Below are 21,049 nucleotides of genomic sequence, written 5' to 3'. Positions count from 1 at the left end.
TTGTTTTCTGACGATCCAGTCGGCAGAGAGCAAAGAAATGCATTAATTCACGGGAGAACTCGGCAATCACGACTTGCGCTGAGGCTGTCTCCCGCGTGTGCAGGGCGATGCGGCATGCTCTTACTGGCTATCAAAATGGTCACTCGGTCGTCCAATCCTCCCTGATATGTTCTATGAGAATGTTACGATCTGAGTGCGTGCCTCACCCTTAGGATCGCAAGGACGACTGCTCCGATCACCACAGGAATGGAGATCAACATGTAAACCGGATCGATATGGACCCCGGCATGATCCGCAGTTTCGATGGCCACCTTTATCAAACCGAGAAGATAGTAGCTAATCGCGATAATCGACAAACCTTCGACTGCTCGCTGTATTTTGACCTGGGTCTCGGCTCGTTCAGCCATCGCCTGAATCTGAGCGGCGTTCTGGACCTCGATTTCCACCTGGATACGGGTTTGGAGCAAATCGATCAAATGCATGGCGGCATGTGAAAGCTGCTCAAGGCGTAGTGCGGTAGCTTCACAACTTCTCATCGCGGGCTTGAATCGCCGCGCGACGAAGACGCCAAAACGCTGAAAACCTGGAACATGGGTTTCGCGTAGCTCAGCAATGCGTTCCTCCACGATTTTGGCATATGCGGCAGTTGCGCCGAACCGATTTCGGGTCTGTGCCGCCGCCGAGATGACTTCTGCGGAAAGCTGAGAAATCTCATCGAGCAGTCGCTTATGTTCATCCGGAGAGGTCGACACATGCCGATTAGTCAACTCAACAAGCGTTCGATCGTACCCACCGAGAAGTGGAGTAAGTCGTCGCGCTTCGGGAAGGCCCAGAAGCGCCATAACGCGATAGGTCTCGATTTCATATACTCTGCGGACCATGCGGCCGAGCCGATAGGCGTTCAGATCGTTGTTGAAGAGTATTGCGCGACTGGTATTGTTCTCTCCTACGCGGAAATCTGAACAAACGAGCGCTGCTCCCCCGCCAATCATAGATGCTGCCGTGTCGCCAAAATGAAACGCGGAAAGAAGAGGTCCAAGTTCGCTCGGAGCCTTTTCAGCAACAAGAATTTCCAATCGGCAAATGAATACCCAATCCAATAAACCAGCGATCTGCGTCGCCTCGTCAATCAGTAGAGAGCCTGTTGGCCATACCGATCGATCGGCCTCAAGAGGTGTAACCCGCGTTACGGTGACAAATTCGGTATGAAACTCGACTTGTGTTCGAACGCCGTCAGACCCCGTCTTCACTGGTTCTATGCGGTGACTCGGATCGCAGGTGGGGGACATCGAGCCCGAAAGCGCTATATGCTCAACGAGAGCAGGGCCAGAGAAATAGATCGATGGCCGAGCATGAAGTTCCGAATTGAAATCGAGTTCCACCGCTTCCAGCCCCCAAGCAGACGACGATCCTATAGCGCTATGCCGATAGATTGAGCAATCCGCAATCAGTGATCTCAATGCGACAGAGTGTCTCGATACCGCCTTTGCGAATGTGAATCCGCTGACATCGTAGCGCCGACTTCCTTTTGTCCAAAGCTCAAGACATATTGTCGTGATAGGAATCGAACGTCCGCCACATCTGCTCCAGATCGCGGAAGCGGTGCTGGGGGCCGAAGCCGATCAGCTGCCGATGTCAGATATGAACCCGACGCCTCTTTAGGAGAAGGGCGACGACCGACTACTTTGCCATCCAAGCGTGATCGGCGAACTGGCTCTTGGCAGCCTTCGGGATCGAAGCAGTGTAATGGCTTTCCTGGCAGCTCAGCGCGGAGCTGCTGTCGCCACGCACGACGAAGTCATAATCATGATCGACCGTTATGGAATTTTAAGCATGAGCATTGGCTATACGGATGCCCATTTGCTGGCGTCGGTACTCCTGACCCAAGAGCCTCCTTGTGGACCAGAGACAAGCGACTGAGGATAGCGGCCGAAAAGGCGGGTGCATCATTGTACATCCCGGTCGATGAATCCCACTGAATGCTGGGGAAACGAACCAGCGAACCAGCCAGTTGATAATTCGCTATGTGTAGGACCGCAGCTTGTTGTGAGTGAAGGTTGTATTGGCGTTTTGCAATCGCCATGCGTTTCTATCTCGGGCTCAGAACGCCAACACGATCGAGAGCTGCCGAGAGGCCATGCAGCGACACCTGAAAACTCAATGCCTTGTCCGGATCGCCGATAACTTTGAGATTTAAACGCGAGCCCGCTCGCAGCTTTGCAAGTGTTGCGGAATCGACGGGAAGCAGCGCAATGCATCCGGTCGGCAAACAGGTGCGGAAACGCACCGGCTTTAAAGCCGGCTGGTCATCGACATTCGGCGTAACGCCCGGGTCGAGGACTATGCCGAAAGGGAGAAGGAGCGTTGCGATTGCACTGCCATCGGCGCGCATCTGGATCTCAACGGCAAGCAGTCTCTGACCATTTTGCTGGGTCTGATCCTGAGAAATCGCGCATGTAGACACCTTGTCGCGCATGTTACATGTCAGTCGCCAGTCCTGGTAGATCTCCTGGACGGTCGATGCTCCGTTTGGCAGGGCCGATTGAGCAAAGGCTGCTGGAGCGAGCATAAACATGACGATCGAGCAAAGAAGGGCAAAACCCGAATGACACATGCCGTGGCCTTTCCTATGAGGTCGGAAAGATGTCAAAAACAACAATGCGATACCTCTTTCTGTTGCAAGGCCGACACGTCCTCAATTGGCGCAGTTGGATCGAAGGACGAAGTATCGACATCCCCATGTCCACCGGACGACTGGCTTTGACTGGCTGCCTACCAGTTGGTCTCACAAATCACGTGCATACCCACTCGCGAACCTTGCATTGCGACCCTGAGCGCTCGCATGTCTTAAGAGCAAGATCTTCCGCCTCCTTGCGTGTCACTGCCGATTTTGCGCTCCAGGGCGTAAGCCGATTTCCTTGTTCCTTGCCGATGGCAAGCGCACCGCAGTGCTCATAGGGAAAGCCTGTGTTATCATCGTCGTCCCAGTGCCGATGATTGCGGAACACGGTCACCACGGCGCAGCTACTGCCCTTGTCCCGCTCGCAATGCCTGAGCGCAATATCCATGGCTTCCTGCCGCTTGTCGGCGCCCCAGAAGAACCCGTATTTTCCATCAGGTGCGGAATAGGCGATGGCCGCCCAAATACCGCGTTCCTCAGGCGGAGGAGCTGGCGGTTGCTCCGCCGTAAAGAGATCGGCTGCCTCCAGATGGCCGGTAAAGGCAAACAGCATGCCGATCGCCGCAATGGCGGATCTCGCTCTCATTTTGAGCCCCCTTGTTGTCCTGCTGCCGAAGCCACGGAAATGACAACGCAGCCGCTTCCGGTCGGCAGAAGCATGGCGTCCCCTCCGTCGTTGCCGAGTTGATAGACCCCGACCTGCCCGAGATTGTTGACAAGCTTGCTTCCGTTCGGGAACTTGGCCGAAATCTCCGGGCACGAGGCTGTAAACGGTGCCACGCGAACCATAGAACCTTCGCAACCGGAGGCGACGGGCGCTGCGAATACGATGCCGGCGGCAGGGCCGCTGTAGCCCTGCGTTGCATAGTTCATGCCGACGAGCGCCTGCACCGCATGCTTGTCGGCCGCCTCGTTGTTCCAGATCGATTGGACATTGTATTGGGTGCCGCTTGTCAACAACTGTCCGAGAACGGGGAAAACGGTCGAGCAGGATTGCAAGCCCGCCTTTTTGGCGTGCTCCAGAAACGGCGTATCTGGCAGCGCCTGATTGGCGTCATTGGCCGCGGCGACTGCTGGCTGCGAAAGAAGGTTCCCGATCACGTCGTATCTCGCAACGGCATAGCCGGCAGCGCCGGCGACGGCAATCGCTAGCAGCGAGAGAAAGGTCGCCTTGCGCCATGTCCGTAGCGGCTTCGCCGCGTCGTCGGCCAAGTTCTGAGTTGTGGCGTCAGTCTTGTTTCGGGACATGATGCGCTCGTGGATCGATTGCTGGTTCATTGAAAATCCGTCCGTCACTTTATCGCCTTAACGGCGGTGGAAAGGCCCTTGAGGTTTGCGGTCACGCTGATCACCCCTCCATCCGCCGTTGGATAGGAGACGGTCGGCATCGTGCTCTTCGAAATCTGCTCGCGCATGGTCGGTCCGATCGGGAGCATGCCAATGCAAACCGTCTGGCTGCAGCCATCGAGCTTGACTTGTATGGCCTCCTGCCGGCCGTCGAATTTCAGCGAGATATGACCGTCGCTCCTGGCAACCGGGGCGGTACGCAGGATCATATAGGGCTCGCCTTTCTTGGTGGCGGCAAGCGACCAACTGAACGCGATCTGCCCTGCTGCGTTCTCGATGATCTGTGTGACGTTGCAAACTCGCTGCCGAACCTTCAAGTTTTCGTCGCAGATCAGCGTCCAGTTTTCGAAAGGACGAATGATCCTCTGGTAATCACCAAGCTTCAGCTCGGGGGGAACCACGACATCAGAGGGCTTTATGCGATAGTTTGGAGCACCTTCCTGCCCGGCCGCAAACGGGGCGAACAGCAGCATGCAAGCGATGAAAGCCGGGACGCTGAAAAGCGATCCTTTAAGCATGATGCGCTCAATTCAAAGTAAAGCTGAGACCGGCGCCGACGCCCACTTGCCCACCAGCCGCCGTGCCCGACAAATTGCCCCGAACGCGTCCGTTTTCGCTGGTGTAGCCGGCACCGAAAGCCAATGCGCCTTCACCCCTCCACAGGCCGCCGCCCACAGCGACACTTAGCTTTCCGGGACGATCGTCATAACGAAGCGATGCGGCCGCAAGCCCTATCGCGGCCGCCTGTCTCGCTTCGGAACGTATGTCCCCAAGCTCCTGGTTCAGCTGGCCGAATTTCTGGTCGGTGTAGGTGTTGGCTGCGGTCAATGTGTTGGCGGCAGCGGTGTCCGTGTAGGATTTGACCTGAGTAATGCTATCGCCCAATTGGGCAACATTCACGGCATCCGTCGGAGCGACACCCTTGCCGACGTTCGAGATGACCACCGGCGCATTGACGTCGCCACCCTGGAGCGTGATGCTGTTCTTCTTGCTGCCATCGGGGTTGAGGTCGTAGGTGACAGCGTTCTTGGTGATCGTTCCGACACCGGTCTGCAGGCTGTCGATCGCCTGATTGGTCGCATAGAGCTGCGATCCGTTGATGGCGTCGGTGCTGTCGGCAGAAATGCGGCCGGCAGCGACGTTGGTGATAGTTCTTTCAGCCCCTGCAGAACCGACACTCACGGTTCCGACAGGCGCGGTACCGGCAAAGTCATAATGCTGACCCTGAATGTTGGTACCCGACGTGCCGACGGCGGCCTGCGTCGAAGAACCGGAGCCCAGCGCCACATCATTGGCATTGTTGGCCTGCGCCCCCTGGCCAAGGGCGACTGCGCCCTGCCCTACCGCCGCAGATCCAAGTCCCGCTGCCAGGCTGTTCGTGCCGCTGGCAACACTTTGAGGACCGATCGCAACGCTATCGGTTCCGCTGGCGACAGAGTCTGCAAGCGTCGAATTGGCGTGGAAATACTTGATGCCGCCGCCATTCATGATGTTGGTCAGCGAATTGTCGACCGCACCGAAGGCATCGTAGACCGTATTATAGTTATTGCCCTGGATGTTATAGATGGGGCCGGTGATCGATCCATCGGGATTTACTGTCGTATTGCCGCCGATCAGGTTAGTGATGTTCGTGCCGAGACCTTTGAGCTGGCTGACATTTACGGCATCCGTGTCGGCCGAACCGGCTGCAAGATTGGTCAGCTTGCGTTCCGACCCAGCCGAACCGATCGACACTTCGCCGACGGAGGTCTGCGGGCTCGTAAGGGCAAAGCCGGTGTAGTTCGTCTGTGCGCCCACGCTCGTTATGGATTGCGCTCCGAGCGCTACGCTGTTGATGTTGTTGCTCTGTGCACCAGCGCCGAGCGCAACCGACTGGATGCCTCCAGCCACTGAGTTCGTGCCGAGTGCGATGCCATCCGCCAGCATGACATGGGCATTCTGGCCGATGGCCGTGCCGCCGGGGGCAACCTGATCGACGACCGCCCCATTGCCGATACCGATACCATTGTCCCCGTTGACGACCGTCGTCGGGCCGACCGCGACCGATTCAACACCGACAGCAAGAGAGTCGCCCGCCGCCGAATTCGCGTGGAAGTATTTACTTGGTGTTGTCGCCACTGAAGCAATAGCACCCTGGAGCTGCCGAACCGTGACGGCATCCTGCGCGCTGGTGCCGTCGGCGACATTGATGATCTGCCGGTAGGACGTGCTGGAGCCGACCGATACTGCACCGAGCAGTGTTTTATCAGTCGTATTGTATTGAATAAAGTTCGTTGGACCGGCTGCAATTTGACCAGTAGCCGGCGCCAGAGCCCGATCGGAAATCGATCCGGAGCCGAGAGCGACGCCGCCGACGATGGTGGATTGGCTTTCTCTTCCAAGCGCGAGCGAACTGTCGGCGACAGCGGCGGCATTGTAGCCGACCGCGGTGGAGCCGACACCTTGGGCGGAGGAATCGCTGACGGCAAGGGTCCTGTCGTTGGTTCGCACATAGCGGACGCCCTTGCCGTTTGCATCGGTATAGGTCGTCGACGTGTCACCAGCGATGTTGTTGATGGTATTGCCGAGATTGGTCAGGTTGCCGCCGATGTTGGCAATGTCGGTGGTGTTCTGGGTAACTTGCTGGTTGGTCGCAAAAAGCTGCGATCCGTTGATGGCGTCCGTCGAACCATTATTGAGCCGGCCCGCTGCCACATTGGTGATGGTGCGCTCTGCACCGGCTGCGCCAACGCTGACCGTCGAGGTCGGCGTCGCGCCGGCAAAATTGTAGGTCGTGGTGCCGATCACCGCGCTGGCCGTGCCGACCGCCACGTCGGTGACGCTACCCGAACCAAGCGCGACGGCGCCCGCGTTGCCGGCGGTGGCATTGGCACCAAGTGCGAGCGCATCCGTAGCGCTGGCGGTCGCTTGCTTGCCCAGAGCGGTCGCTTCCACGTCCGTTGCAAACGCGTTCTGGCCGATCGCGGTGCTGGACGTTGCCGTCGCATTGGCATTCGGACCGATGGCGGTGCTGTATTGGCCGGTGGCCTGCGATATGTATCCGAACGCCGTTGCATCAAGTGCCGATGCCACGGCGCCACTACCGATGGCCGAAGCATTGATGCCGGAGGCGCTCGAATTGGCACCGGCCGCGATAGCGCTCGTCCCCGCTGCTGTGGAGACTGGTCCGATCGCAACCGAATCCGTCCCCGTCGCCGACGAGTCCGCCAGCGTAGAGTTGGCATGGAAATACTTGATGCCGGCACCGGTGTTGATGTTGGCAATGTCGGTGGTGTTTTGGGTAACCTGCTGGTTGGTTGCAAAGAGCTGCGATCCGTTGACGGCATCCGTCGAGCCATTATTGAGCCGGCCCGCTGCCACGTTGGTGATGGTACGCTCGGCACCCGGCGCGCCGACGCTGACCGTTGAGGTTGGTGTCGTACCGGCAAAGTTGTAGGTGGTAGTGCCGATCACCGCGCTGGCCGTGCCGACCGCCACGTCGGTGACGCTGGCCTGAGCCAAGCGCGACGGCGCCTGCGTTGCCGGCGGTAGCATTGGCGCCAAGTGCGAGCGCATCCGTCGCTGGCATTCGCCTGCTTGCCCAAGGCAGTCGCTTCCACGTCCGTTGCAAACGCGTTCTGGCCGATCGCGGTGCTGGATGTCGCAGTGGCATTGGCATTGGGACCGACGGCGGTGCTGTATTGGCCTGTGGCCTGAGATATGTATCCGAACGCCGCTGCGTTGAGACCCGAGGCCACCGCGCCGTTGCCGATGGCCGAGGCGCTGACGCCAGAGGCGCTCGAATTGGCGCCGGCCGCGATGGCGCTTGTCCCCGCAGCTGTGGAAACCGGTCCGATCGCAACCGAATCCGTACCCGTCGCCGACGAGTCCGCCAGCGTCGAGTTGGCATGGAAATACTTGATGCCGGCGCCGCTGTTGATGTTGGTGACGGTGTTGTCGAGATTGGCAATGTTGGTCGTGTTCAGGTCTACCTGCTGGTTGGTCGCGAAGAGTTGTGAGCCGTTGACCGCATCCGTCGAACCGTTGTTGAGCCTGCCCGCCGCCACGTTGGTGATGGTGCGCTCGGCACCCGCCGCGCCGACGCTGACCGTCGAGGCCGGCGTCGTGCCGGCGAAGTTATAGGTGTTGCCGCCAATCACGGTGCTTGCCGTACCAACCGCAGCCACGGTCACCGAGCCCGACCCCAGGGCCACGTCACCGGAACTTGCCGTCGCTGTTGCGCCATTGCCCAACGCGATATTACCGACGAAACCGGAAGCGCCCGCGGTAGAACCGTTGCCCAGTGCCACGGAGCCCTGCCCGATCGCCTTGTTGCTGTTGCCGATCGCGAACCGCGCCGGCAGCCTGGTTGGTGGCGGTGGCGGTGGCCGTGCCGTCGCTGTTGGCGATATTGTTGGCGCCGCCGGTGAAGGCGCCCGTGCCGCTCGCATAGCTCGGGTCGCCGATCGCGCGCGCCATCGCCATAGGCGGTGTTACCCGCGCCGATAGAAACTGCCTTGCCACCTGTGGCCACCGCATTCGTGCCCACGGCAACCGCATCGACGGAATTAGCCTGGGCCGCGGTTCCGATCGCAGTTGCGTTGTCGGCTCCACCGTTCGCGTTGATGCCCAAGGAGATCGCCTGAGCCCCGCTGGAGACCGCGCCACCGCCGATCGCAGTGCTGTTCACGCCGCTGGCAGTAGAGGACTCACCCAAAGCTAGGGTGTTTTGCTGGCTCGCGGCGGCGTTCGGACCCAAAGCGACTGCGTTAATGGCAGTAGCCTTTGCCAGATAGCCCATGGACACGGCCCCAGTCCCCGAGGCATTCGCGCCCGGACCGACCGCAGCGGCGTAATTGGAGGCTGCGTTTGCATTGTTGCCGAGAGCGATACCGGAGGTCGCACCGGTTGCAACAATAGCGCCAGAGCCTATCGCAACGGCACCGCCACCGGCGAGTGCCTGTGCCTGGTTACCCAGGGCAACCCCGAAAGCCCCGGATGCAACGGTGGTGGGGCCGATGGCGACCGAGTTGGTCGCCGATGCCGCGGCTGACGTGCCGATGGCGATGGAATCGGTGTTGGAGGCATTGGCGAGGTAGCCCATGGCCGAGCCCCTGAGGGCAGAGGCGACTGACCCATTGCCGATCGCCGTGGTCTGATTTGCCGTTGCACTGGCCGACGTGCCGAAGGCGCTGGATCCAGTCCCCGTTGCAGATGAGCTTGAACCCACAGCACTCGACCATGCACCGGTGGCAGTTGAGCCCGTGCCGAGTGCTACCGCCTCGAAGGTGAAGCCGGCAGGAGCGGTGCCGCTTGCATTGGCATTCGTGCCGATGGCAACAGGAGAACCGCCGCCCGTTCCGGCGTTTGCCTTGGCGCCGACCCCCATGGCTATCGCGGCGCCGTTTGAAGATGAGGCATTGGAGGACAATCCGATCGCCACCGAGGCGCCACCCGAAGCGCTGGCCGTTGAACCGAGGGCGACGGCGTTCGCCCCGTTTGCGGTGGTATTGACACCAAAGGCTGATGCTCCGTCCGCAAGTGCGCGGGCATTCCCGCCGACGGCAAGGGCATTGGTGCCGGTCGCGTTGGCGAAGACACCCACGCCTATGGCGTTGAGGCCATTGACACCCATCGAATAGCCGATGGCGATCGAAGCATTGCCCGTTGCGGTGATACTGGTACCTAACGCCACACCGTTGTCGCCATTCACGTGGGCGCCAGCGCCAATGGCGGTTGAGGAGGAACCGGTGGCGGTGCTGCCGCAGCCGATAGCGGTGCTTTGTCCTCCTGCAGAAGGAGTGGTGCAGTTCGCAGTATTGGTCAAAACCCCATTGCCGATGGCAAGCTGCGCGAAAGCCGCCTGCGGGGTCATGCCGCCGATGACGGCAAGCAACACCCCGACACTGCCGCCGATTGTCGGCACCCCAAGACCCAACCGAGCGCGTTTCATACCCAGCACACGATGGGCTGTTCGGAGTGCCGCCATTAACCTGCGGCGGGCAGAACGGCTATCGGCCTTCCCTGAAGCCCAGTTTTGGAGAAAACCGGAATGAGATTTGAACTGCAGATGCTCCCCAATGGATTCGTTCATGCTGCTTTATCCTCGCTGTTATCTGAACGACTAAGCGCGCTTTGATCCGCATCTGCGGCCGTATCGTCGTTAAAATTATGGATTTCCTGAAGCATGCGCCCCATCCGGGCTGCCTGGCTCTCGACCTGCTCGCGAGCGCCTTCGACCCATGGCTGCGTCGGTTCGGGAACGGTATGCAGGGCGGTATCGGCCCGGTCGGCGGGGAGCTTCATCGCCACCAATGCTCGACAGACGTCGAAATGAAGGGCCGGCTCCCGCGCGGCATATGCCGGAGAGGTCAACCCGAAGACGAGACATGCAAAGAGATGATCAAGCTCCGCGCCGGTTATGCGACCAGCATATTGGCGTTCCAAGGCAGTCCAGGCCAGCTCGACTTTCGGAGCAAAGATCTCGAATTCCGGGAACTGAATGTCCATAGCGCAACGCACCGAATTAACACCATAGCGAGTATGGTTACGTTCGTGGTGGTGGTATTTTAGAAAATTACGGACTATTTATAGGAAATTCCGCTCTTTACTGGCCGAACGGCAAGTGTGTCCGCTTTACCACACTCAATTTATGCGGCTCGGCTTTTCGGTTGACCAGCGCGCGCAGGGCATCGATCCCTGTCGGATGAAGCATAAGCACAGCGGATGATGGATGATTTCCGGTGGAAGCGCGAGCAAACGGATCGCACCGATGCCCAGCTGGCCACTAGCTGACGCGCTCAACATCGCAACCGTCGCTAGAAGCGAACCGATTACTTCGCAAATCGCAGCTCTGTCGGGGTTTTCCCCCTATATCTCTTCATCGTTGTGGCCAAATGGCTCTGATCCGAGAATCCAGCCATGTAGGCAACCTCGATGATCGCAAATGCGCCGTCGACAAGCAATTTTTCCGCAAAATCCAGGCGCAGGTTGATCAGATATCGGTGGGGCGGCATTCCAAACGTCCGGGTGAACCTCACTATGAAATGGTTCGGTGAGATTCCCGCTACCGAGGCAAGCTCGGCGATGTGTACTTTTTCGGTAAGATGCTCATTCAGGTATTCCCGCACACGCCGGGCACTATTGGTGGAGAGTCCACCCTTGATCGATGCCGAGGGTTTTTTGCGGCTTGTGTAAGTACGAAGCAGATGGATACCGAACAGCGTCACCAATGAATCCAGATAGAGCTCATTCGCAGGTGTTTTCCCAGTCAGCTCTGCGGAGATCCTCTGGCCTATGTTGAAGGCCCAGAGGTCGACTGTACCAAAAGCAGGCGGCTCAAGCTCTACATTGGCAAGATCGAACTCGTGCATAGCCAACTCGGACAGCGCTTCGGGGGGTATCGCTATGACGACGTTTTCCCGGGTTGCCGACCAGGCAAGGCTGCTGTCTACATTTGCGGGATTGATGACGAGACATCCGACGGGCGCATCGTACTCCTCAACCCTGTCGCTGCCGAGCGAGGCTCTCAACCGGCGCATCGGCGCCAGCACAATCCCCGCCGAATGCTCCTTGGCCAGAAACTTCTGCGATCCGGGGCCACGGATGGAGTGGATCACACTCCCCCGCGTAGTGGCCTTTCTCGGACCCGCGTTTTCAGGAATTATGTCGAAGACGTGCCGTTCTGCCCGTCCGCGATCGACGCCCTCGTAAGCGCCTCGTTCCCGGGCGTCTTTCGCATCGTTCATCATGTATCGCCCCGCCGAACGAAATCTCTCACGCTCGAACAAGCCGGTAGGACTTCAGCCGTTGCCTGAAGTCCTTCTTTGCCCAACCCCGCTTGCCCGCACAGCGCCGCCAGAAAACCAGCATGACGCGCAGATTCAGATAGGATGAAATATTCAATTGGGAAGGAAGAATCGTGGGAACGGCAAAAGAAAGAATGGCTCGGAAGACTGGTGCACATTTTCGCGTCAGTTGCCGCTTTCGTGGCCATATTCCGGCAAATGACCGACGCAATCCAACGATATCTGTACCCTTGCCGATAGATGCAGGGAGCTTGGTGCTAACTGGTGAACTTCAAGTCGCTTTCGGATTTACCACCGGGTTTACTACATTAGCGCAGGGGCTCTGATTACAGATCAGCGCGACGGTCCTCGTAGAGATCCCATGTGAGTTCCACCAAAGCCAAAAGAACATCATTCTCATTCCATCCGGCCGCAACTGCCGCTTGGACAATATCGTCGATGAGAGGCAACAATTGGCGCCGACACTCTGTCGAGATGTCGGTAGTGGCACCACCCGCCGGAGGCTTCTCGAAGTTCAAACCCACCATTGGCGCTCCCATGCAATCAATATCTTGATTACCATATTCATAACGCGGAACAAATACAGCGTGAAACATAGAATCCACAAGGGTCAGCACCAGATCATACCAGTTCTATGCTTGTAGTGTCGACGGAGCTCGGAAGCGAGCCCTAAAGTATGACTTAGCATTCAATATAGTATCCTCCCATAAGTACTGTCGATTATAGTGTTTCTTCCGGGAAAACTATGAACAAACAGCACGACCTTGCCGGCGTGTATGACCTTCTAGGTGAACTCCTTCCAGAGTGGATCGTTACAGCCGCGCGGCATTGCAATGCTTGGTCTTGAGAGAGATTCGAACCTCGGACGCATCTTGCGCGCGCAAAAATAAGCCATTAACTTCAGAAGGATAGCGAATCCTCCTCTCAAAGGAGATTGAAATCGCTCGAGAAAAAGCCGTTTTCAGAACCAACAAATTCAACTGATTTCTTGCAGGAATCGGCGGATCAAATAACTTCTGCAGCCCACTAATCCTTCGGTATCTCGAACATCTGAGGCGAGAGCCGCCCACATCCGAATGCAACGACCGGATACTGCCCGCCTGCCGACACAACAACTGATCTGCACCGTCCGAATCGGGCTCAGCGATACGTTGCGTAAAAGCAAGCCAGATGGAAAACAACGGCGAGCCGCTCGACGGCTGGCTTTGGTCAGGGCCACGCTTGTAATGCCTGCTGGGCGAGGCAAGCATGCAGGCGCTCACCTACATGGCGCGGGATCTTGCCTGACCTTCATGATGCCTACCCGGTAGGCGAGGCGGTGCAGTATCGTCCATTACAGGTGCACGGACGTTCAGATTTCCGAAATCTCGTACAACCAACAACGATATCGAGCTATTTGCGAATAGCGCCAAGACCGCGATGGTACTTTCGACAACCGCCCTGCGCTGTCGAGGGCGAGATATCACCCGGCCACACAATGCGGCGGAAGAAACAGAGGAGCACGCATCACCATGTCTGGCCATTCATCCAAGGCAAAAATCCAGCTGTCGATCGCTGGCCTGGTGACGTTCCTCGGATTTGGCATTGCAACGCCGGCCTTTGCCATCGACTGCACCAAGGCGATTGACCCTATCGACAAGAAAATTTGCGGCAATGCGGGCCTAAAGGCGGCCGACACGGCCATGGGACAAGCCTATGCGGCCCTCCTCAAGACGGTGCCGGATCCTGAAGTCCGTGCCATGCTGGTCAATAGCCAACGCCGCTGGATTGCCGCGCGCAACGAGGGCCTCGGCGGTGGCTCGGATGGAGCCGTCATACCCCTCAGCGAGATACGCCGCGCCATGACGGTACGCACCGCTCGACTGAGCGACCGATCGGACAAAGGGCTTGTCGCGCAGGCTCAAGAGCAGAGACGTTTTCTTGCGAAGTATACGGGCGGCGCGTTCACCGGCTTCGATACGCGCTGCGAGTTCATTCCCAACGACAAGGATCAGTCGAGCTACTCCTATCAGTGCTACGGTGCGATGCATGTCCGCAACAAGGACAGGCTTTGCAGCCTCAGCACCGAATGGGCGACCTGGTCGCTCTATGAATATTACACCGTCAGCACCATCGAAGGCGACAAGGCCGAGGCTTCGGCCATTTGCAGCGATCAATCGGGGGATATCTGTGGTGACAGCCAGAAAACGGGCTGGACGCGGGACCCCGGCGCGGACCAGCACCTTCCAGCGCTGAAGACCGATTTCCCCAAGCTGGATGTCGAAGGCGCATGGCCGCTCGAGGAATCCGACGCAACCTGGTTCGACCAATGCCTGACCAGCCCAACCTATCCGCCCGTGCAATGAGCTGCTTTTTCCAACAGCGAGGCAAGACGATGAACTTAGGACGATCGGCTCCCAATCGCCTGCTGGCGATGTCTGTGGGTCTTTGCATACTGTCGGCCTTCACGAACCAAGTGCAGGCAGCCGGTTTCAATTGCAAATACGCCAAAAGCCACGTGGAGAAGTTGATCTGTACGGATTCTCACCTATCGAAGCTCGACGACGAGATGAACGTATTGTTCGACAAAATCGAAGGCGAAACCGCCGGCCACGACGGCGAGACGGGCCAGGTGATCGATCCCGCCGGCAAGGAGCAAAAGCATTGGCGGGAGACCGTAAGGGACGCCTGGGATGCCCAATGCCTCAAGTCGGCCTACACCGACCGTCTTGCCGAGATGCGAAAGAATTGGGCGGAGGCTCTCGATTCCGATAAATGATGAAAAAGCAAGCCGGACAATCGTCAGCGTCCGCCTGGCCGCTATGCTCGGCACCGCGCTTGTGGGCATCTTTCTCGCGACCGGTACGGCCCTGGCAAGCGGATCGCTCCCGGCCGAGCCTATTTCGGCCGGCCCCTTCGCAAATTTCGCGGCATGCGTGGCCTATCTGGAAGCCACACATCAGCAACTGAGCGCCATGGCCATGCCCGCGCCTGTCGCAAACCCTGCTGGCGGGACACGCCAGGTTCTGGTTTATACGAAAGGCGTGTTGCAAGACGAAGGTGAACAGGCCACCTACGAGGCGGAAGTAGGGTACGAGTTTCGGCACACGGATCCCGAGCGACACTCCATCATCACGAACTACACCTGGGAGCGCTATTCAATGGCCTGTCACGGCACGGCCTTCGATGGAACGCTCGATCGCGGCTACGCGCTGCCGGGGATTGCGCCAGCCCCGTAATGGGCCGGCTCATCATGGATCACCTCGATATCCCTTATCGCGGAAGCCGGCTCTCAAGCTCCGCGGCGCGTTTGGCCGTCGTCTGCACCGAGCAATCGTCGGCCACGACCAAGGCGGCTGTGCCGCCGTCGCTGTCTACAGCACATTGCTTGTCGCGTTCGGCAATCCAACTCCGCTGTTCGTCACGCAGTTGCGTCGCGCTGACCTGATCGAGCTTTGCCCGTAGCGCACGGTACGCTCGATTGAGACGATCATCCTGATATGTATGCTCCGTGCCGGCACAGTCCCGCATGGCGACGGTAACGCCTTCGGATCTGTCGAGACAGGCCTTGTAGGACGGGCGTAGCGCATTGATCTGTTTCTGCACTGCAGACGATTTCGAGGCTCCAGTTTTATCTGCTGTGGCCGTCTCATCGACCCGGCGATAGACGCTGGAAAAGCTGACGTTGATACCACCGCACATATGATTGTCGCCGACGACGAGATAGCGTCCGAGTTGCGCCATCTTGACCTGGCAAAGGCCAGGTATGGTCTTGTCCTGATAGGGAAGAAGCTTTTCCGGCTTGCCGTCGTCGCCAGATTGGTAGCCGAATTTGACTTGAGACTGCTTTCCATCGACGAGGGCGGCAAACTGTCCTCCTTCCTCACCGTTGCCGAATTGCAGATTGGCTTCGGCGTCGATGCGGATCTTATCGCCTTTTTGCTTGGCGATGATCGTCGTTTCGCTGTCACCCCATCGTCCGACCCAGTTGGGCGCCGGCGATACTGGGGCAAGCCGTGCCAGCGGCAACCAGCCGGCAGTTTCATCATTCTCGGGTCGCTTCGCAGGATTGAGATATTCGGCGCAGGCGCGGTCGCCATCGACCCGGCTTACAACGACCTGATCGCCCGGCAACAGAAAGGCGCCCTTGTTGCAGAACACCGATTTTTCCGGGCACTGAACCTCGACCTTATCCCCTGGCTTGATCTCATAAAGCTGGACTGCGAATGGATCGTCATCCACAGCCTCGAAGCCGAAGCAATCAATCTTTTGCTCGGCCGCCAAGACAAGCGTCGGAATCGATAGCGCCAGAACGGATAAAGACACGCGGCAAAGGGCTCCACGCCAAACATTCATGCTGATATCCTTTCAACGAGATAAGGCGTTCATGGGTTGGGCTCGCTCCGAGCGCCGATCCTCCATACTCATCGCGAATGCAGGCCCACTCATACATTCAGGGCTCGCATGCGAGTTGATCCGATTTTGACCTCACACAGTCAATTCGTCTCCGCTCATTTACGGCACGCGGGAGTTGCCGGCCAGCCGCAAAGACGGCTTTGGAAAATATAGACGGATGTACACTTATGGCGGACGCAGAGATATCGGTGTCGCGAATACGCTCTGATAAACGCCTTGTCGGTGCTGCGTCTTGATGCCGGCGATGCCGTGCCTGGGCAGGCCTCACAACTGTCCGAGGATCCTGGCAAGTCGCTCAACTTGAGCCTCGCTCCCAGACAATCGGAGTCCATTGCGCGGTAGGAGAATTTGCCTGCGGGCTGGAGTGTGCTGACAGCGTTGGAATGAGAGGGAACGGATGACGGGCTTACCTCTTGAGATCGCACCCAACGACATGGGCGTGATGAATAGGACGGTTCTGTGCGTTGGTGACGGATGCATGGGCCAATGACGGAAACGAGCTGCCGCAAATGGAGCCTTACAGCTTTGCTGCCCATCACCGGCGGTATGGCGCTTTCCACCATGATCGGCCTATGGGGAGCGACGGCTCGCGGCGCATCGGGTGATGACCATCCAAGCAAAGCCCAGGCACCATTGTGCGAGGATGTCCGCGACGTGCTCGCAGACAACACCGACATGCGCATGGCAGAGACCCTTGCTTTCGGGAAAAACGCACGCTTTCGCGCCGAAGGCTGTTCCGAAAAATGCATCTCGCTTGCGGCTCTTATGACGTTTACCGGCAGTCGGGTCCTGATCACAGCGATTGCGACAGAGCCGGGCGAAAGTGGGCTCGATCAGGGCTCCAGTCTGTCAGCCTATTTCTTCCGGGAGTCGGGAAGTGCGCTGCGGCTCGTCACGATCAAGCGCGATTTCGCCGAGAGCAATGGCGCATTGGGCAATGTGGGCGATATCAATGCCGCGCATTTCGGAGCCGACGATGGGATGATGGTGAATGGCGGGATATCTCAGCAGGGCTATTCCAATGATTTGACTGACTTTTATGTGTTCCGCAACGGCAGCATCGTCTCCCTCGGCATGGTTCCGACCGGCTGGAGCAATAGCGGCGCGGAAGAAGACGACAGCAAAGCCGTGACCGTAACGAGCAGGGCCGAAACCGGCTTGCCGCCACCCGATCGCGTACGCGTCACCTATACGAGAAGCGCCGGCGGGGGCGATGAACAATCGAGTGTCGCCATCTGGCGTTCGCAAGCGGGTAAATTCGTGCTCGAGGCTGGGACTGTGCCAGAGGAGATCATCACCGGCTTCGAGCTTGCCGGCAATGTCATAGCCAAGAACGGGACGCCAGTACCTGCGACTGATGCCGCCCCGCCCCCACCCGGTACCGGTTGGCCGGGCGTCTGGTCGATCGACGATATCGGAATGGTTCCGCCTTCTCCTGACGTCACCGAGGCCATCAAACACGATCCCAACTATCCACCGATCTGCAAGCTGACCGGAAGGGAGATGTTGCCGTCGCTGTCGGCGACCAGCAAGACCTGGTTCGTGACGACCTCGAACCGCTGTGATGCGGGCGGAGGGACGGGGCCGGTGTGGATCGTATCCGTTGCGCCCACAGGCAAGGCAAGCGTGGTCTTCAGCGCCTTCCGTCACGCGGTAAAAGCCGAGCGCGGCCTGCATGGCGAGTTCCACGATATGTTCGTCAATGGTGATGCCAGGAACGCCAAGTCCGGCGAGATCTACACATTCGACGGCCTAACCTATCGCAAGAACGGATCCTGAAGCCCCCACAGAAGCCAACCCGGCACTTGCCCCACCCGAAGAGAACCAGAATGCGCTTTACCCCGTTCGCCTGTGGAGCCCTCTTGCTCCTGTCCACTCCCGCTCTCGCCGATGACAGCTCGGCGACCTTGGGAGCCGGTGGCCTCGTCCTTCAGAAGACGGACAAGATCGCGCTCGTCTCAGAGGAGCTATATCTCTCCACAACCGGTATCCGGATCTCCTACCGCTTCCGCAACCTGACAGACGCGGACTATTCGACGACCATCGCTTTCCCGATGCCGGCATTTCCGGGCGGCGGCTCCAACTCCACCACGGTCGTTCCCGACCCGGCGAGCAATAATTTCATGAAATTCCAGACCATTGTCGACGGCCAACCCGCTCCCTCGCAGCTCGAGCAGCGGGCGTTTCTGACGGCCGATGGCAAGCCCGATGTGGAAATCACCGACAAGCTCAAGGCCCTGCATATCCCCCTGGTGCCTACTTCCGAGGCGACCGAGGCAGCGATTGGCCGCCTGACGGACGCGCAACGCAAGGACCTAGTGGACGCGAATATCCTTGATTCGGGCGGAAGCGACTACACCGGAGAGGCAACAACCCTTTATCCGCTCTGGACGCTGAAATCGAAATATTGGCGGAACCAGACCTTTCTCAGAGGGAGGGATCTGATCGTCCAGCAGACCTATGTCCCTATCGTCGGCAGTCAATCCTCGCTGTCGCTTGGCTCGCCTGACATGGGGGAGGATCAGCTGAAGTTCTATCGCGAGCGGTTCTGCACCGACGAAGCCTTCATGAAGGCGGCGCGCGGCCTCTACAAAAAGGTCGCTGATGACAACGCGACGACGTTCCAGGCTTTCGAGCAATATCTGTCCTATGTCATCACGTCAGGCGGCAATTGGGCAGGACCGATCGGCGATTTCAAGCTGATTGTCGATAAGGGCGATCCAAAGACACTGGTCTCTTTCTGCGGCAATGGCGTGAAGAAGATCAGTCCGACCCAGTTCGAGCTCGATATCAAGAACTACAAGCCCGATCGCGATATCGACGTGCTGTTGCTGAAAACCGTGCCGGTTCAATGATGTCGGCGCCCTCCCCATCCCTTTGGCCATCCATCCCGAGAACCGGAGCCCGCGCAAAATGAACTTCACCCCGAAGCGCTACTCTTCCAGAAACGCCATCGTCGCCCTGGCTTTTCTCCTCGCCCTCCCGTTGTCCGCCTTGGTCCGGCCCGCACTCGCGCAAACCTCGAACCAAAGCACATCTCGACTCGATCTCAACAGCGCGGAATCGATCGAGAGCACGCTTAACATCTGGGAGAAGCGCCTTAGCCAGGAAGGATTGATTGTGCTTGGCTACTACAACGGCTTCGCAGACGGCTCTTTCGGGCAGAGCAGCCGCAATGCCATCGCAAGCTATCAGGGCGATCACAAGCGGCCTTCAACTGGCAAGCTTTCTGCCCGGGATGCCCTGGAACTGGGCGGCGCGGCCCTCGACTTGCGCAAGCAACTGCAGTGGCGCCCTCTGGACGGCTCCAAGGCCGGCGTAACCATCTCCTATCCAGCAGCGCTGCTCACGGAACAGCAGGACAACACGCTCGGCGGCGAGACCCTTCAAACCGCTGACGGCGCGCTCACCCTGAAGACTGCGCATTTTCCAAATTCCGGTCCGGGCCACATCGACGCGCTGTTCAAGAGCCTTTCCAATGAGCAGGGCAGCACGGTCACCTATCAGCTCAAGCGGCCGAACTGGTTTATCCTGTCGGGTACGGCGGGAGATCGAAAATTCTATTCCCGCTTCGAGCAGAAGGGCAACGACATACGCGGTTACGACCTGAGCTGGACCGCAACCGAGGCCAGCAAGGTCGTCGACAACATTTCCGTACTCATCTCCAACAGCTTCTATCCTTTTGGCGATAATTCAGCCGACGGCGATCCGAGCTATCCGACCTTGGTACAGCTTGCCAATCTCGCCGGCGCCGATGGCCAGGGCGCTTCCTCAGGCGAGAACGGCCCCGCAAGCGGCAGTGGTTCGGGAGGTCAGCCAGCCGATACGCAGGCTCAATCGCAGCAGAACGATGACCAGGCTGGTAATCAGACTTCTCAATCCGGCGGCAAAGATGGTCTGACGGAGCAGAAGGAGGGAGCGCTTCCGCCGCCTACGGATGGTTCGCTCGTCACGTCGGATGGCAAGGGATTGCGTTTCGTCTATCACTATTTCCCGCCGGAAGACTCCAAGTTCAACTATGCCTACCAGTGGGCCGTCGACACCCATCTATTCCTGAATATTCCGGAAATCGACGGCCTCGACGGTCTCTTCGTGACGCCGCGTCCCCTGCACTACGTCACCCGGCAATGCAACACGATCAACGCGTTCTATGACAAGAAGAACGGCGCGGTCTTTCTTTGTTACGAGATGATCGACAGCCTGTTGCAAATGGGTCAGGCTCTCTCGAAGGGCGCCTCCGACCCCAAGGCTTTGACGATCGAGTTCGTGCGCGACAACCTCCGCTTCATCCTGCTGCACGAGTCCGGACATGCACTGATCGATCTGCTGGATCTTCCCGCCGTTGGCCGCGAAGAGGATTCGGTCGATCAGCTCGCCTCGGTCATGCTGCTTGCCCATGTGGACGACAGCGAGAACAAGAACGACATCGCGCGTGTCCTGCAGCTGGCGTCCGTCTGGTTCAAGGTTAACAGCCAGTCGTCCGGAAGCCCGGATGTCGCATCGTTCGCTGACGAACATTCGCTCGACGCACAACGCTACTTCAATCTGCTGTGCATGGTCTACGGGCTCGACCCGCAAGACAATGGCGCAATCGTTGACAACGGGATGTTGCCCAAAGAGCGGGCAGCGCGCTGTCCCGACGAAGCCGCCAAGATCAATCGTTCCTGGGCACGGTTGCTGCTGCCGCACTTTTCGCCCAGATTCCAGCCAAAATCAGACGGTGATGGCGGAAATGGCGCCGGTCAGCAGAATGCGCCGGCCCCGCAACCTGCGGCGGGCGGCAATCCTCTCGAGTGGGACAGAAACACCAATCCGTTCGCCAAATGAGTGGATAGCGCAA

The 21,049-nt window shown here is 58.7% G+C and carries 16 protein-coding genes and 2 pseudogenes; 7 read left to right on the top strand and 11 right to left on the bottom strand.

The window, feature by feature from the left end; translation table 11 throughout:
• Positions 1 to 182: 182 nt before the first annotated feature.
• Complete coding sequence (locus BSK43_RS16230) at positions 183 to 1,382, bottom strand: DUF3422 domain-containing protein (protein ID WP_136687010.1); 1,200 nt, start codon at positions 1,380 to 1,382, stop codon at positions 183 to 185.
• A 289-nt stretch (positions 1,383 to 1,671) separates the two neighbouring features.
• Between BSK43_RS16230 and BSK43_RS35735 the strand changes: the two are divergent.
• Positions 1,672 to 1,979, top strand: a pseudogene (locus BSK43_RS35735) (type II toxin-antitoxin system VapC family toxin); the annotation flags it as partial.
• Positions 1,980 to 2,089: 110 nt separating this feature from the next.
• Here the strand turns inward: BSK43_RS35735 and BSK43_RS16220 are convergent.
• From BSK43_RS16220 to BSK43_RS16180, 9 genes and pseudogenes are all read right to left on the bottom strand, one after another.
• A complete protein-coding gene (locus tag BSK43_RS16220; RefSeq protein ID WP_077472414.1) occupies positions 2,090 to 2,614 on the bottom strand; it encodes an invasion associated locus B family protein in 525 nt (174 codons plus the stop codon).
• A gap of 178 nt (positions 2,615 to 2,792) precedes the next feature.
• Positions 2,793 to 3,266 carry a DUF4189 domain-containing protein gene (locus tag BSK43_RS16215; RefSeq protein WP_077472415.1) on the bottom strand — a complete coding sequence of 158 codons (474 nt, stop codon included), beginning with the start codon at positions 3,264 to 3,266 and terminating at the stop codon, positions 2,793 to 2,795.
• Positions 3,263 to 3,958 carry a hypothetical protein gene (locus tag BSK43_RS16210; RefSeq protein WP_077472416.1) on the bottom strand — a complete coding sequence of 232 codons (696 nt, stop codon included), beginning with the start codon at positions 3,956 to 3,958 and terminating at the stop codon, positions 3,263 to 3,265. Before BSK43_RS16210 ends, BSK43_RS16215 begins: the two co-directional genes overlap by 4 nt.
• 14 nt (positions 3,959 to 3,972) lie before the next feature.
• On the bottom strand, positions 3,973 to 4,545 hold the full coding sequence (locus BSK43_RS16205; RefSeq protein WP_077472417.1) for an invasion associated locus B family protein: 573 nt from the start codon (positions 4,543 to 4,545) through the stop codon (positions 3,973 to 3,975).
• Between the two features lie 7 nt (positions 4,546 to 4,552).
• Positions 4,553 to 10,100 (bottom strand): annotated as a pseudogene (locus BSK43_RS16200) (YadA-like family protein).
• Positions 10,097 to 10,516 (bottom strand): hypothetical protein, encoded by a 420-nt coding sequence (locus tag BSK43_RS16195; protein WP_077472419.1) that lies wholly within the window; start codon positions 10,514 to 10,516, stop codon positions 10,097 to 10,099. Before BSK43_RS16195 ends, BSK43_RS16200 begins: the two are co-directional and overlap by 4 nt.
• A 323-nt stretch (positions 10,517 to 10,839) precedes the next feature.
• Entirely contained in the window at positions 10,840 to 11,757 is a 918-nt protein-coding gene (locus BSK43_RS16190) for an AraC family transcriptional regulator (RefSeq protein WP_246662596.1), read from the bottom strand.
• 383 nt (positions 11,758 to 12,140) lie between these two features.
• A complete protein-coding gene (locus BSK43_RS16185; RefSeq protein WP_348641752.1) occupies positions 12,141 to 12,431 on the bottom strand; it encodes a hypothetical protein in 291 nt (96 codons plus the stop codon).
• A gap of 195 nt (positions 12,432 to 12,626) precedes the next feature.
• Entirely contained in the window at positions 12,627 to 13,064 is a 438-nt protein-coding gene (locus tag BSK43_RS16180; RefSeq protein WP_136687008.1) for a hypothetical protein, read from the bottom strand.
• Positions 13,065 to 13,325: 261 nt separating this feature from the next.
• Here BSK43_RS16180 and BSK43_RS16175 point away from each other — a divergent pair, with 261 nt between their 5' ends.
• The 3 genes from BSK43_RS16175 (at position 13,326) to BSK43_RS16165 (ending at position 15,032) form a co-directional block, all read left to right on the top strand.
• On the top strand, positions 13,326 to 14,159 hold the full coding sequence (locus BSK43_RS16175; protein WP_077472421.1) for a lysozyme inhibitor LprI family protein: 834 nt from the start codon (positions 13,326 to 13,328) through the stop codon (positions 14,157 to 14,159).
• A 29-nt stretch (positions 14,160 to 14,188) separates the two neighbouring features.
• Complete coding sequence (locus BSK43_RS16170; protein ID WP_136687006.1) at positions 14,189 to 14,572, top strand: hypothetical protein; 384 nt, start codon at positions 14,189 to 14,191, stop codon at positions 14,570 to 14,572.
• Between the two features lie 61 nt (positions 14,573 to 14,633).
• Positions 14,634 to 15,032, top strand: a complete 399-nt coding sequence (locus BSK43_RS16165; protein WP_136687004.1) for a hypothetical protein — start codon at positions 14,634 to 14,636, stop codon at positions 15,030 to 15,032.
• Between the two features lie 34 nt (positions 15,033 to 15,066).
• Here BSK43_RS16165 and BSK43_RS35415 read toward each other — a convergent pair whose 3' ends face one another.
• Entirely contained in the window at positions 15,067 to 16,149 is a 1,083-nt protein-coding gene (locus BSK43_RS35415; RefSeq protein WP_205910618.1) for a lysozyme inhibitor LprI family protein, read from the bottom strand.
• Positions 16,150 to 16,695: 546 nt separating this feature from the next.
• Between BSK43_RS35415 and BSK43_RS16155 the strand changes: the two genes are divergently transcribed.
• Genes BSK43_RS16155 through BSK43_RS16145 form a run of 3 tightly spaced genes read left to right on the top strand, consistent with a single transcriptional unit; the run spans position 16,696 to position 21,036 of the window.
• Positions 16,696 to 17,988, top strand: coding sequence for a hypothetical protein (locus BSK43_RS16155; RefSeq protein ID WP_077472424.1), 1,293 nt, complete (start codon positions 16,696 to 16,698; stop codon positions 17,986 to 17,988).
• Between the two features lie 50 nt (positions 17,989 to 18,038).
• Positions 18,039 to 19,064, top strand: coding sequence for a DUF4424 family protein (locus BSK43_RS16150; RefSeq protein WP_077472425.1), 1,026 nt, complete (start codon positions 18,039 to 18,041; stop codon positions 19,062 to 19,064).
• 58 nt (positions 19,065 to 19,122) lie between these two features.
• A complete protein-coding gene (locus BSK43_RS16145; protein WP_077472426.1) occupies positions 19,123 to 21,036 on the top strand; it encodes a DUF4344 domain-containing metallopeptidase in 1,914 nt (637 codons plus the stop codon).
• Positions 21,037 to 21,049: the final 13 nt, after the last annotated feature.

This window comes from Rhizobium sp. P44RR-XXIV (genome assembly GCF_001999485.2).
GTDB lineage: Bacteria > Pseudomonadota > Alphaproteobacteria > Rhizobiales > Rhizobiaceae > Rhizobium.
Note: the sequence above shows the minus strand (reverse complement) of the source record. Positions and strands in the feature narration are given on the sequence as shown.